9 protein-coding genes and 1 tRNA gene are annotated in these 13,347 nt (G+C 72.1%); 8 read left to right on the top strand and 2 right to left on the bottom strand.

What is annotated here, in order from left to right; genetic code table 11:
• Positions 1 to 13 precede the first annotated feature (13 nt).
• Positions 14 to 169, top strand: a complete 156-nt coding sequence (locus BJ999_RS39260) for a hypothetical protein (RefSeq protein WP_179837905.1) — start codon at positions 14 to 16, stop codon at positions 167 to 169.
• Between the two features lie 184 nt (positions 170 to 353).
• Here the strand turns inward: BJ999_RS39260 and BJ999_RS39255 are convergent.
• Positions 354 to 439: transfer RNA gene (locus BJ999_RS39255), tRNA-Leu, on the bottom strand.
• A gap of 112 nt (positions 440 to 551) precedes the next feature.
• Here BJ999_RS39255 and BJ999_RS39250 point away from each other — a divergent pair.
• From BJ999_RS39250 to BJ999_RS39240, 3 genes are all read left to right on the top strand, one after another.
• On the top strand, positions 552 to 1,871 hold the full coding sequence (locus BJ999_RS39250; RefSeq protein ID WP_179837904.1) for a M20/M25/M40 family metallo-hydrolase: 1,320 nt from the start codon (positions 552 to 554) through the stop codon (positions 1,869 to 1,871).
• A 79-nt stretch (positions 1,872 to 1,950) separates the two neighbouring features.
• Positions 1,951 to 2,658 carry a hypothetical protein gene (locus tag BJ999_RS39245; RefSeq protein WP_179837903.1) on the top strand — a complete coding sequence of 236 codons (708 nt, stop codon included), beginning with the start codon at positions 1,951 to 1,953 and terminating at the stop codon, positions 2,656 to 2,658.
• A gap of 135 nt (positions 2,659 to 2,793) precedes the next feature.
• Entirely contained in the window at positions 2,794 to 4,803 is a 2,010-nt protein-coding gene (locus BJ999_RS39240) for a chaplin (protein WP_179837902.1), read from the top strand.
• Positions 4,804 to 5,015: 212 nt separating this feature from the next.
• On the opposite strand, the gene BJ999_RS39235 is transcribed toward BJ999_RS39240, so the two are convergent.
• Positions 5,016 to 5,201, bottom strand: a complete 186-nt coding sequence (locus tag BJ999_RS39235; protein ID WP_141580137.1) for a DUF5703 family protein — start codon at positions 5,199 to 5,201, stop codon at positions 5,016 to 5,018.
• Between the two features lie 254 nt (positions 5,202 to 5,455).
• Between BJ999_RS39235 and topA the strand changes: the two genes are divergently transcribed.
• The 4 genes from topA to BJ999_RS39215 all read left to right on the top strand — a co-directional run bounded on the left by topA (position 5,456) and on the right by BJ999_RS39215 (position 13,254).
• Positions 5,456 to 8,146: a type I DNA topoisomerase gene (topA, locus tag BJ999_RS39230; protein ID WP_179837901.1), complete on the top strand. Its 2,691-nt coding sequence runs from the start codon at positions 5,456 to 5,458 to the stop codon at positions 8,144 to 8,146.
• Between the two features lie 28 nt (positions 8,147 to 8,174).
• Positions 8,175 to 10,244 (top strand): dTMP kinase, encoded by a 2,070-nt coding sequence (gene tmk / locus BJ999_RS39225; RefSeq protein WP_179837900.1) that lies wholly within the window; start codon positions 8,175 to 8,177, stop codon positions 10,242 to 10,244.
• 19 nt (positions 10,245 to 10,263) lie between these two features.
• Positions 10,264 to 11,403 carry a DNA polymerase III subunit delta' gene (locus BJ999_RS39220; protein WP_179837899.1) on the top strand — a complete coding sequence of 380 codons (1,140 nt, stop codon included), beginning with the start codon at positions 10,264 to 10,266 and terminating at the stop codon, positions 11,401 to 11,403.
• Between the two features lie 135 nt (positions 11,404 to 11,538).
• On the top strand, positions 11,539 to 13,254 hold the full coding sequence (locus BJ999_RS39215; RefSeq protein WP_179837898.1) for a S8 family peptidase: 1,716 nt from the start codon (positions 11,539 to 11,541) through the stop codon (positions 13,252 to 13,254).
• Positions 13,255 to 13,347: the final 93 nt, after the last annotated feature.

Here is a 13,347-nt window from a genome sequence, read left to right as displayed (position 1 = left end):
GAGGTCGGTCGCTGTGCAGGACGGTGCGCAGGCCGAAGAGCACCAGCCGAATCGCCACGGCCATCACCTACGCACCCGCAAGATCACTCTTACCTGCGAGCCCGAAGACCGCACCCTGCGGACCGGCACCCCGAAAGAGGTGAAGATCAATATTGAACGCCGACGCTGACGCCGCAACGCCTCGGGGGGGCCTGCGCCGTTCTGGCACACGGCTTGCGGCCAGGGTGTCACGGCCTTCACGCCGATAGCGGAAGGAAGTGATCAAACAACGGAGGGGCCGACCCTCGGGTGCGTACTGGCTCTCCGAGGGTGCTCCGGAATGCCCGGAAACGTCCAGCTATGTACAAACTGTGTGTCCGAGGGGGGACTTGAACCCCCATGCCCCGTAAAGGGCACTAGCACCTCAAGCTAGCGCGTCTGCCTATTCCGCCACCCGGACCGGTCGCAGGCCGCAGCGGGGCTGCGGCGGCGGAGTTCACCATACCAAAGGTGACGAGTCGCGGCGAAGTCGATCGGCGGGGCACCATGGGACGGTACGCAAGCGACGCGAGGTGATCATTGTGGTTCCGCAGCCGACCGCTGAGGACGAGGTCGTCCGGCTCTGCCAGGAGCTGATCCGGATCGATACCAGCAACCCGGGCGATCATTCGGGGCCGGGGGAGCGGGTGGCGGCGGAGTACGTCGCGGAGAAGCTGGAGGAGGTCGGGCTGGAGGCCCGGATCTTCGAGTCGCATCCGGGTCGGGCCAGCCTGGTCGCGCGGATCGAGGGGGAGGATCCGGGGCGTGACGCGCTGCTCCTGCACGGGCATCTCGACGTGGTGCCGGCGCGCAAGGAGGACTGGACGCGCGACCCGTTCGGCGGGGAGATCGCCGACGGGTGCGTCTGGGGGCGCGGGGCCGTGGACATGAAGGACATGGACGCGATGATCCTCGCGGTGGCGCGGCAGCGGCTGCGGGAGGGGCGCAGGCCCCCGCGGGACGTGGTGCTCGCCTTCCTGGCCGATGAGGAGGCCGGGGGGAAGTGGGGCGCGCACTGGCTGGTGCGGGAGCATCCCGAGCTGTTCGAGGGGTGCACCGAGGCCGTGGGGGAGGTCGGCGGGTTCAGCCTGACGGTGCCCGGGGACCGGCGGATGTACCTCATCGAGACGGCGGAGAAGGGCATCGCGTGGATGAACCTGACCGCCAAGGGGACGGCCGGACACGGGTCGATGGTGCATCCGGACAACGCGGTCACGGCGGTGGCGGCGGCGGTCGCGCGGCTGGGGGCGCACGAGTTCCCGGTGCGGCTGACGAAGTCGGTGCGGGCGTTTCTGGAGCGGGCCTGCATGGCGTACGGCGTCGAGTTCGATCCGGAACATCCGGAAAAGTGCCTTGCGGAGATCGGGCCGCTCGCGCGAATGATCGGGGCGACGCTGCGGAACACGCTCAATCCGACGCGGCTGGATGCCGGATATAAGGCGAATGTGATTCCGCAGACCGCCACGGCTCAGGTGGACGGGCGCTTTCTTCCCGGACACGAGACGGAATTCTTCTCGGTGGTGGACGAACTTCTCGGTCCGGACGTTCAGCGGGATTTCGTCCACCATGACCGCGCGGTCGAGACGGACTACGAAGGCGCGCTCGTCGCGGCGATGGAAGCGGCGCTGACCTCGGAGGACGCGGGCGCGCTGCCGGTGCCGTACTGCCTGAGCGGCGGGACGGACGCCAAGGCGTTCTCCACGCTGGGCATGCGGTGCTTCGGCTTCGCGCCGCTGAAATTGCCCCCAGAGTTGGACTTTTCCGGAATGTTCCATGGGGTCGACGAGCGCGTTCCCGTGGACGGCCTGCGCTTCGGCGTCAGGGTTCTCGACAAATTCCTTGATCGCTCTTGAATTTGCCATCACCAGAGCTTTCCGTGGTGCTATCGTCGCCATTCGTTGAGGACGGATCGGTGACGGCGGAGGGTGTCCGGTGGCAGGTGGCGCGGTTCGAGTCGGGGCGGAATCCGTCCTGCCGCGCCGCGCCGCCGTGGGACGTTCCGTACGGCGCCTGCTGGTCCTCGGCGGGCTGCTGATCGCCGGCTGGCTCCTCGGGTGCGCGGCGCAGTCCGCGCACGCCGACGAGCCGCCGCCCGCGCCCGTGGCGGGGGTCGTCGAGAAGACGCCCCTGCTGGGGGACGCGGTCCAGACCGTTCGCGAGCGCCGGCCGGTGCGCGAGGTGCCCGGCGTCGCCGACCCGGTCGAGCTCGTGCACGTGGTGGCGCCGGAGCCGCGTGAAGAGAAGGTCACGCGGAACGTGTCGCCGCCTCGGCCGGATGTTCGGGTCGAGCCGGTGGCCGAGCGGGAGCCCAGGCGGGTCGTGACCGAGGTCGCGGCCGCGCCTGAGACGCACCGCCGGCCGCCGCCCGCTGTCTCCGGCCTTTCCCGGACGCGACCGAATGCCGGCCATGGGGCCCGCCATGTCGTCGTCCAGCACCACCCTGCGCCGATGCCGGCGCCTGAGAAGCCGGGCACGCATTCGGCGACCGTCGGCTTCGCCATGACCGGTGTCGCCGCCGGGTTCCCGGCGGCCGGGACGTGGGTCCCCGCACCTCGTCGGGCATCACTGCGCCATGTCTTCGGTGCGGTGCCGCCGGCCGTCCGCACCGCCGCGGACGAGCCCTCCTTCGCGCCCGACTAGTTCCTGACCACAGTCTCCGGACGCGTGCCCCGTGCGGCTCGGGCGCGCCGATCCGGTCTCCCGCCGTGCCCTCATGCGCGGCCTTCCCCCGAGACACACGTGTCTCTTCTCCACCAACTCTCCCCTAGGAGCATCATGCGAACGTGGGCAAAGGGCACCTCGCGTGCCGTGCTGACCGCGGGCTTCGTCGCCCTCGGCGTCAGTGCCATCCCCGTCAACGCCTTCGCCGACGTCACGACCGGCAACGGCGGAGTCCTGAGCGGCAACCAGGTGAACGCGCCGATCTCCGCCCCCGTCGACGTGAGCGGCAACGGCGTCTCGCTGGTCGGCGGCAGCAAGGCGAAGTCCCGCGGCGGCGCCAAGGTCGACCAGGGCGGCAGCGGCAGCGGTGGCGGCCAGCGGACGTCCGGCAAGCGCGGCGTCGTGTCCGGGAACCAGGTCAACGCCCCCATCTCCCTGCCGGTGAACGCCTGCGGCAACGCCGTGGCCGTCGTCGGCGGGGCGAAGGCCGGCTGCGAGGGCGGCGCCAAGGTCAAGGGCAGCGGCAAGGGCGGCCAGACCACGGACGGGACGGACGGCGTCCTCGCGGGCAACCAGGTCAAGGCCCCGATCTCCGCGCCCGTCAACGCGTGCGGCAACGCCGTCGCCGTCGTCGGCGGGGCGCTCGCGGGCTGCGAAGGGGGCTCGAAGGTCAAGAGCGGCGGGAACACCGGATCGAGGCAGAAGACGTCCGGCGTCCGCGGCGTCGGAAGCGGCAACCAGGCCGATGTGCCGATCAGCGTGCCCGTGGACGTCTGCGGCAACGCGGTCGGCAACGCGGTGGCGGCGTGCGAGGGCGGCGCCTCCGTGCGCAACGGCGGCCACCGGACGGGGCGGCAGACCACGTCCGGCGCGCGCGGGATCCTCTCGGGGAACCAGGGCAACGCCCCGATCAGCATCCCGGTGACGGCCTGCGGCAACGCCGCGGCGCTCGTCGGGGAGGCCGGCGCGCTCTGCGAGGGCGGCGCGCACGTGCGCAGCGGCTCCGGGGGCGACCAGCAGACCTCCGGGGTGCGCGGGATCCTCTCCGGGAACCAGGGCAACGCCCCGATCTCCATCCCCGCCGAGGTCTGCGGCAACACGGCGGCCGTCGTCGGCGATGCGGCGGCGAAGTGCAACGGCCAGTCGCTGGTCAAGGGTTCGCACGGCTCCGGCGCCAAGACCTCCGGCGCCCAGGGCACCGGCTCCGGGAACCAGGCGAACGCGCCGGTCCAGGTCCCCGCGGAAGTGTGCGGCAACGCCGCCGCCGTGGTCGGCCGGGCCGCCGGCGTGTGCGACGAGCCGGGCAACGGCGGGTACGAGCCCTACTCCCGGACGGCCGGCACCGGCCCGCGCCCCGGTTCGAAGATCGACCCGCCCGCGGTCGGCGGCCTTGACGGCGTTCCCGTCCTGAACGGCGGGGCCGGCCTGGCCGGCGGCCTTCCGGCGCAGGGCGGGACCGCGAGGCGGACCCAGCGCACCGCGCTCGGCGGTGACAGCGCACCGGCGGCCGTCTCGCTCCTGGACACGCAGGCCCTGCCGGGCGGCGCCGGCCTCCCCAGGGTGAACGGCCGTAGCGCGGCGACCGGTGCGCCGGTCGCGAACGGCCTCCCCGAGCTGGGGAACCCGCAGGCGCTGGGCACCGCCGCCTCGAAGCTGGGCCTGGTCGGTCTGGCCAAGGGAACCGTGCTCCAGGGCGAGCAGGCCCCGAGCGCGGTGTCGAGGTCGACGGGCCTTCCGAGCACGGGCCTGCCGAAGGTGGGCGTTCTTCCGGATGTGAACGGTGTGTCGCAGGTGCTTCCCGGGACGAAGGTGCTTCCCCAGGCCCAGGGCCTGGCCGGGAAGAGCGCGCCGGTGAGGGCCGGAGCCCAGCGCGTCCGGCCGGCCGAGGGGGCGCCGGGCGCGCTCGCGCTGCCCGCGACGCCGGTCGACCTGCACGGCGTGGCCACCGGCGAGATCGCGGACGTGCCGGGCGGGATCGGCCGGATCGCCCCGGTCGCGTCCACGAAGACGATCACGCCGGGGACCAGGGCGGGCGCGACGCTGCTGGCGGCGGTCTCGGGGCTGCTGGCCGCCGCGGCCGGAACCCTGGTGCTGACCCGGCGGATCCGGGTGGGCCGCCGCTAGATCCACCAGACCGCGGGTGAGCCGGCCTCGGGCCGGTATGCGGAGGACCTTCGCCCGTCCCGGAGGCGCGGACCGGGGCGGGCGAAGCCGTGTCCACGGGCGGGTGAAGGCATGTTCACGGGCGGGTGTGGCCGTGCCTGCGGCGGACACAGTAACGTCACGTCAGGGAATCCGTACGCAGTGCTACGCTCCGGACAGGCCGCTGGGAACGGTCAGAACGTACGGACGGCGCGGATGACCTTGCGGCGCAGTTGAATACGACGGCGGCCGTCCGGGTACAGGCGCAAGCGATCGAGTTCCCACCCGCCGTGCTCCGCGTGCTCGGTCATGATCTGCCGGGCGGTGTCACGGGTGGTACCGCGCGGCAGTGACAGGACGAGGTAGGTGTACTCCGCCATTGCGACCATTATTACTTGGTCTACCGGCCGTGCGGCACCGTACCGTGGCCTCCCGGTCCGCGCGGTGCGCGGCGGCATGTCATCCTGTCGGGGGCGCGCGGCGGTGAGAATCCCGCCCCTCCGCGGGGGCGGCACGATGATCGCGAGGCGGTCGCGAGAAGGCGCGGGCACAAACACGCCGTCATGCGACGTTGTACGAAGCCGGTAGGAAGAGCCTGAACCAGAGAACCCGAGACAGCGAGGTTGGAGCGACTGTGCCAGCCAAGAACGGCACCGCGAGCAGTGGCCGGGGCAACGGCGCGGGGACGCGCCTGGTGATCGTCGAGTCGCCCGCGAAGGCGAAGACGATCGCCGGTTACCTGGGCCGCGGCTATATCGTGGAGTCCAGTATCGGCCATATCCGGGACCTGCCCGGAAGCGCCTCGGAGGTGCCGGCCAAGTACAAGGGCGAGCCGTGGGCGAAGCTCGGCGTGAACGTCGAGCACGGGTTCGAGCCGCTCTACGTGGTCAACTCCGACAAGCGCCAGCAGGTCCAGAAGCTCAAGAAGCTGCTCGCCGAGGCCGACGAGCTCTTCCTCGCGACGGACGAGGACCGGGAGGGCGAGGCGATCGCCTGGCACCTCCAGGACGTCCTGAAGCCGAAGGTCCCCGTGCATCGGATGGTCTTCAACGAGATCACCAAGGACGCGATCCAGCGCGCCGCCGCGAACCCGCGCCAGCTGAACATGCGCCTGGTGGACGCGCAGGAGACGCGCCGCATCCTGGACCGCCTCTACGGGTACGAGGTCAGCCCCGTCCTGTGGAAGAAGGTCATGCCGAAGCTGTCGGCGGGCCGCGTGCAGTCGGTGGCGACGCGGCTGGTCGTCGAGCGGGAGCGGGAGCGGATCGCGTTCGTCCCCGCCCACTACTGGGACATCGCCGCCCAGTTCGACACCGGCAAGGACGAGGAGCCGACGGCCTTCAAGGCCGGGCTCGTCTCGGTGGACGGCAGGCGCGTCGCGCAGGGCCGCGACTTCGGTTCCGACGGCGCCCTGAAGACGCGGGACGCGCTGCACCTGGACGAGGCCGCGGCGACGGCCCTCGCCGAGCGGCTCCGCGGCCGCCCGTACGAGGTCAAGTCGGTCGAGCCCAAGCCGTACACGCGCCGTCCGTACCCCCCGTTCCGCACGACGACCCTCCAGCAGGAGGCCAGCCGCAAGCTGAACTACTCCGCGAAGTACACGATGTCGGTCGCGCAGAAGCTGTACGAGAACGGCTTCATCACCTACATGCGAACCGACTCGATCACGCTCTCGGAGACGGCGATCACGGCGGCGCGGCGGCAGGCGGCTTCGCTGTTCGGCGGCGAGTACGTCCCGGACAAGCCGCGCGTCTACACGTCCAAGGTGAAGAACGCGCAGGAGGCGCACGAGGCGATCCGCCCGGCGGGCGACTCGTTCCGCACGCCCGCGGAGACGGGCCTGTCCGGCGACCAGTTCCGCCTGTACGAGCTGATCTGGAAGCGGACGATCGCGTCCCAGATGAAGGACGCCGTCGGCCAGTCGGTGTCGATCCGGGTCACCGGGGTGTCGACGCAGAACGAGCGGGCCGAATTCGGCGCGACCGGCAAGACCATCACGTTCCACGGTTTCCTCAAGGCCTACGTGGAGAGCGCCGACGACCCGTCCACGGACCGGGACGACCAGGAGCGGCGGCTGCCGAACCTGGCCGAGGGCGATCCGCTGACCGCGAGCGCGGTGGACGCCGAAGGCCACTCGACCCGCCCGCCGGCCCGCTACACCGAGGCCAGCCTGGTCAAGGAGCTGGAGGAGCGGGAGATCGGGCGGCCGTCGACCTACGCCTCGATCATCGGGACGATCCTGGCCCGCGAGTACGTGTTCAAGAAGGGCACGGCGCTCGTCCCGTCGTTCCTGGCGTTCGCCGTGGTGAACCTGCTGGAGCAGCACTTCGGCAACCTGGTCGACTACGACTTCACCGCCCACATGGAGGACGGTCTCGACGAGATCGCCCGCGGTGAGGCCGAGCGCGTCCGCTGGCTGACCCGGTTCTACTTCGGCGACTCCGGCGAGGAGGGCCTGAAGGAGCTGGTCGGCGACATCGGCGACATCGACGCCAAGGGGATCAGCTCGTTCCCGATCAAGGGCACCGACATCATGGTGCGGGTGGGCCGGTACGGGCCGTACCTCGACCGGGACGGCGAGCGCGTCAACATCCCCGAGGACATCGCGCCGGACGAGCTGACCGCCGACAAGGCCGAGGAGCTGTTCGCGCAGCCGTCGGGCGACCGGGAACTCGGTGCCGACCCCGAGACCGGCCACACGGTCGTCGCCAAGTCGGGGCGGTTCGGTCCCTACGTCACCGAGATCCTGCCCGAGCCGGCGCCGCCGGCCGACGGCAAGAAGCGGACGAAGAAGGCCGACGCCCCCAAGCCGCGCACGTCGTCGCTGTTCAAGTCGATGTCGCTCGACACGATCACGCTCGACGACGCGCTGAAGCTGCTGTCGCTGCCGCGCACGCTGGGCGAGCTGGACGGCGAGCCGGTGACCGCGCAGAACGGCCGGTTCGGCCCGTACATCAAGAGGGGCTCCGACAGCCGGTCGCTCGGCTCGGAGGACGAGCTGTTCACGGTCACGCTGGACCGGGCGAAGGAGCTGCTGGCGCAGCCCAAGCAGCGCGGCCGCCGCGCCGCGGCCGCGGCGCCGCTGCGCGAGCTGGGCAAGGACCCGGCGAGCGGGGAGCCGGTGGTGGTCAAGGAGGGCCGGTTCGGCCCGTACGTCACCGACGGCGAGACGAACGCCAGCCTGCGCAAGGGCGACGAGATCGAGTCGATCACGATCCAGCGCGCCGCGGAACTGCTCGCGGAGCGACGGGAGAAGGTCGCCGCGGGCGGCGGGAAGAAGAAGACGGCGCCGCGCCGTCGAACCTCCGCAAAGTCCGGTTCATAGGGACATCTACGCCGATACCCTGACCGACATGACCAGAACGGGCGCACCTCGGCCGCACCCCGCAGCGCCATCGCCGCCGGGCGTTTCGTCGCTTTCGTCGATCGGGCCGTTCCGGCGGCTCCGGATCGCGCTGTCGCTGTCCAGCGCAGGCCAGTGGATCGGCGTGCCCGCGCTGACCGCCATGGCCGCGATGCTGACGCGCGGCGACGGCGCCGCGGCGCAGGCGCAGGCGATCGGAGGCGTACTGGCGCTGATGCTGCTGCCCGCGGTGGTGCTCCCGCCGGTCGCCGGGCTGCTCGCCGCCCGCGTCGACCGCCGGCTGATGCTGATCATCGCGGACGCGCTGCGGCTGGTGGTCGTGGTGACGGTGCCGCTCGTGCACGCGCTGCCGTGGACCTTCGCCGCCGCGTTCCTCGTCTCGTGCCTGAGCCTCGTGTGGATTCCGGCGGCGCGCGCGTCCCTGCCCGCGCTGGTGCCGGACGAGGAGCTGCGGCCCGCCGCCCGCCGTGCCGCGACGCGCGTGCTCTACGGCCCGGCGCCCGCCGCCGCGCTGCTGTTCGCCGTCCTCGCGCTCGTCGCGAACGGGACGCTCGGCGCCGGTTCCCGCGCCGACCTCGCCGTGTACGTGACGGCGGGCCTGTTCCTCGTCTCCGCCGCCCTCGTGGCGATGGCCGGCGAGATCCCGGCGACCGAGCCGGTCGCGGCCGTGTCGCCGCTGAAAATGATCTTCCAGGGCCCGGGGTCGGCCGCCGCGCGCGGTCTCGGTCTCGCCATCGCGGCGGCGTCCGTCACGGCGGGCGCGGTCGTCGCCGTGGCCCGCGCCCACGCCGGCGCGCTGGGCGGCGGGGACGCCGGGTACGGCTCCGTCCTGACCGCGCTCACGGTGGGGCTCGGTTTCGGGCTGTTCCTCGGGCCGCGCGTGCTCGTCCCGTTCAGCCGCCGCCGTCTCCTCGGCCTCGCGGTGATCGCGGCCGCGCTCGCGCTGGTCGTGCTCGCCCTCGTCCAGAACCTCGTCGTCGTGGTGTTCGCGACGGCGTTCCTCGGCGTCTTCGCCGGGGCCGCGTGGTCGACCGCGAAGGCGGCGGTGCACGACCCCGAGGCGCCGGAGGACGCCCGCCCGGCGGCGTACCTGCGGTCGGTCGCGCTCATCACGGTGCTGCTCGCGTTCGCCGCCGTCCCGCTGATCGCGGCGGCGGTCGGATCCCACCGCCTCGACCTCGGCGGCGGCGTCTACGACGCCCACGGGACCGGCGTCGCCCTGCTGGTCGCGGCCGTCCTGGCCCTGCTGGCCGGGCTGTTCGCGTACCGGCGGCTGGACGACCGGCGCGGCATCCCGCTCGTCCCCGACCTGCGCGCCGCCCTGCACGGCGAGATCTACACGCCGCCGGAGCAGGCCGCCGCGGCGCCGCAGCCCGTCCACCGCAACCGCGGCGTGTTCATCGCGTTCGAGGGCGGCGAGGGCGCGGGCAAGACGACGCAGGCGCGGCTCGCCGCGATCTGGCTCCGCGACCACGGCTACGACGTGGTGACCACGCACGAGCCGGGCGCCACCAAGATCGGGATGCGGCTGCGCGCGATGCTGCTGGACCGCGACACCACCGGCCTGTCCGACCGCGCCGAGACCCTGCTGTACGCCGCCGACCGCGCCGACCACGTCGCCAACGTGATCAAGCCCGCGGTGGACCGCGGCGTGATCGTGGTCAGCGACCGCTACGTCGACTCGTCCCTGGCCTACCAGGGCTTCGGGCGGCAGCTGCCGGTGGAGGACATCGCCCGTGTCAACGCCTGGGCGACCGGCGGGCTCGTCCCCGACCTGACCGTCCTGCTGGAGATCCCGCCGCAGGCGGGCCTGCGGCGGCTGTCGGCCCCCGCCGACCGCATGGAGTCGGAGTCGCAGGAGTTCCACGAGCGGGTCCGCGAGGGCTTCCACGCCCTCGCCGAGGCCGCCCCGGACCGCTACCTGATCCTGGACGCGAGCCGGCCGCAGGGGGAGCTGAGCAGGGAGATCCAGTACCGCATCCGGGAGATCCTGCCCGACCCCGTCCCGCTCGGCACCGAGGACGCCACGAGCACGTTCCCGGTCATCACCGACTTCTGAGCCCGCTAGCCTCTGTTCCATGAGCGTGTGGGACGACCTGGTGGGGCAGGAGACCGTCATCGCGCAGCTGTCCTCGGCGGCTGGGCGGACGGGCGGGCTCGCGCACGCGTGGCTGTTCACCGGGCCGCCCGGGTCCGGGCGCGTGGCCGCGGCGCGGGCGTTCGCCGCGGCGTTGCAGTGCACGGAGACGCCGCGCGGGTGCGGGCACTGCGCGTCCTGCCACCAGGTGCTCCAGGGGACGCACGCGGACGTCGAGGTCGTCCGCCCGCAGGGGCTGTCGTTCGGCATCAGGGACGCCCGCGCGCTGGTGCTGCGGGCCTCGTCCTCGCCGAGCGGGGGCGGGCGGCAGATCGTGCTGTTCGAGGACGCCGACCGGGCCACCGAGGGCGCCGCGAACGCGCTGCTGAAGGCGATCGAGGAGCCGCCGCCGCGGACGGTGTGGCTGCTGTGCACGCCGTCGCCGGAGGACCTGCTCGTCACGATCAGGTCGCGCTGCCGGCTGGTGACCCTGCAGACGCCCCCGATCGAGGCGATCGCCGACTTCCTCGTCCAGCGCGACGGCGTCGAGCGCGAGACCGCCGAGGTGGTGGCGCGGGCGGCGCAGGGGCACATCAGCCGGGCGCGCCGGCTCGCCTCGGATCCGCGGATGCGGCGGGTGCGCGAGCAGGTGGTGGCGGTGCCGCGCCGGCTGACCGGGGTGAGCGCGGCGGTCGCGGCGGCGGAGACGCTCGTGAGCGCGGCGAAGGCGGAGCGGGACGCGCAGACCGCCGAACTGAACGACGGGGAGACCTCCGCCCTGCGCAAGGCGCTCGGCGAGAGCGAGAAGGGGCGGATGCCGCGCGGGACGGCGGGCGCCCTCAAGGAGCTGGAGGACCGGCAGAAGTCGCGGGCGACGCGGATCCTGCGCGACGCCCTGGACCGGACGCTGCTCGACCTCGCGTCCTACTACCGGGACGTGCTGACGCTGCAACTGGGGGCGGGCAGCGAGCTGGTCAACATCGAGCTCGGCCCCGAGCTGCGGTCGGCCGCGGGGGACGGGCGCCCGGAGGACACCCTCCGGCGCCTCGATGCGATCATGGACTGCAGGGAGCGGTTGGCGGCGAACGTCAACCCGCAGCTGGCGTTCGAGGCGCTGACTTTGGCGTTGCGGCACGGGTGATACGGATGGGGCTTACACAATTTGTCCCCATTCGTTACATTTCCGTACGCGACTCTCCATGAGCGCTCCCGTAACGTTCGCTGGCTGATTGACCGAAATCCGGTTGGTCACCCCCCCACAGCCAGGAGGTCTGCCTTGCGGCGAGCCTTGATTTCCGCCGCGTGCGCCGTCACCACCGTGACGGCGCTCGCGTTCCCAGCATCCGCAGCTCCGGCCCCGGCACAGGCGAAGGGCGAGGTCTCGGAGTACGTCGTCCTCTACAAGGAGGGCGCGTCCCTCGGGCAGGCCCACCGGGCCGTTTCGGCGGCCGGCGGCAAGGTCGTGCACGAGAACCGCGACGTGGGCGTCGCGACCGTCACATCCGAGAACCCGGAGTTCATCCACGCCGTGATGAACCAGCGGGCGCTGGACGGCGTCGCGCACAACCGGATCATCGGCGAGGCGCCCAAGGCCAAGAAGCAGGCTCCGAAGGTCGAGAAGCTGACCGGGGCCGTCCACGGCGCCAAGAACCAGGCCGTCCCCGCGGGCAAGCCGTCCAAGGACACCGAGCCCCTGGCGGAGCTGCAGTGGGACATGAAGCAGATGCACGCCACGGCCGACGGCTCCTACAAGAAGGAGCCGGGTGACCGGCGCGTGCTGGTCGGCGTCCTCGACACCGGTGTGGACGGCGACCACCCGGACATCGCGTCGAACTTCAACCGCAAGCTCAGCCGCAACTTCACCCACGACATCCCGACCGACGCCAACGGCAACGAGGTCGACGGGCCCTGCGAGTTCACGTCGTGCGTCGACCCCGACGACTGGGACGACAACGACCACGGCACGCACGTCGCGTCCACGATCGCCTCGCCCCGCAACGGCCTCGGCATGGCGGGCGTGGCGCCGAACGTGTCGATCGTGAACCTGCGCGTCGGCCAGGACTCCGGCTACTTCTTCCTCCAGCCGACCGTCGACGGCCTGACCTACGCGGCCAAGCACGGCATCGACGTCGTCAACATGTCGTACTACATCGACCCGTGGCTCTGGAACTGCGGCAACAACCCCGCGGACAGCCCCGAGGACCAGCTGGAGCAGCGCACGATCATCAAGGCGGCGCAGCGCGCCCTGGACTTCGCGCACAAGCGCGGCGTCACGCTGATCTCCGCGGCCGGCAACGACCTCGTCGACTACACCAAGACGAACGTGGACGACAGCAGCCCCGACTTCCCGTCCACCCCGGGCGAGGAGCCGCACGACCGCACGATCCCGGCGAGCTGCGTCTCGATGCCGTCCGAGGGCGAGAACGTCATCCCGATCTCGGCCACCGGCCCGAGCGGCCGCAAGTCGTACTACAGCAGCTTCGGCAACGGCTACGTCGCGGTGGCGGCGCCCGGCGGCGACAAGGTCGACAACGCCGACCAGCGTCCGGACGACAAGGGCGGCATCTGGGCGGCCTACCCCGAGCGGCTCGCCAAGGAGCGCGGCGAGCTGAACGCCGACGGCACGCCGAAGGTGCCGTACATCATCCGCAGCTGCAAGGGCGACAAGTGCGCCTACTACCAGTCGCTGCAGGGCACCTCGATGGCGTCCCCGCACGCGGTCGGCGTCGCGGCGCTCATCGTCAGCAAGTACGGGCACCGGGACCGCAGCGGCGGCCTGACCCTGGACCCGCGTCTCGTCGAGCGGGTGCTGCGCGGCACCGCGACCCCCAAGGACTGCCCGAGCCCGCGGACGGTCGAGTACGTCTGGTACACCCAGTCGAACGGCCAGTGGGTGAAGCACACCTCCACCCAGACCTGTGAAGGCTCGAAGGGCCAGAACGGGTTCTTCGGCAGCGGCATCGTGGACGCGCTGAACGCCGTCTCGCGCTGACCCCGCCTGGACCACCCCAGGACGCGACCCCCGGCTCCGGCCGGGGGTCGCGTTCTTTCCGGCGTCCTGCGGTCGCGGACCCCTCGGGCATGA

It is taken from the genome of Actinomadura citrea (genome assembly GCF_013409045.1).
In the GTDB taxonomy this organism is placed as follows: Bacteria; Actinomycetota; Actinomycetes; order Streptosporangiales; family Streptosporangiaceae; genus Spirillospora; species Spirillospora citrea.
Note: the sequence above shows the minus strand (reverse complement) of the source record. Positions and strands in the feature narration are given on the sequence as shown.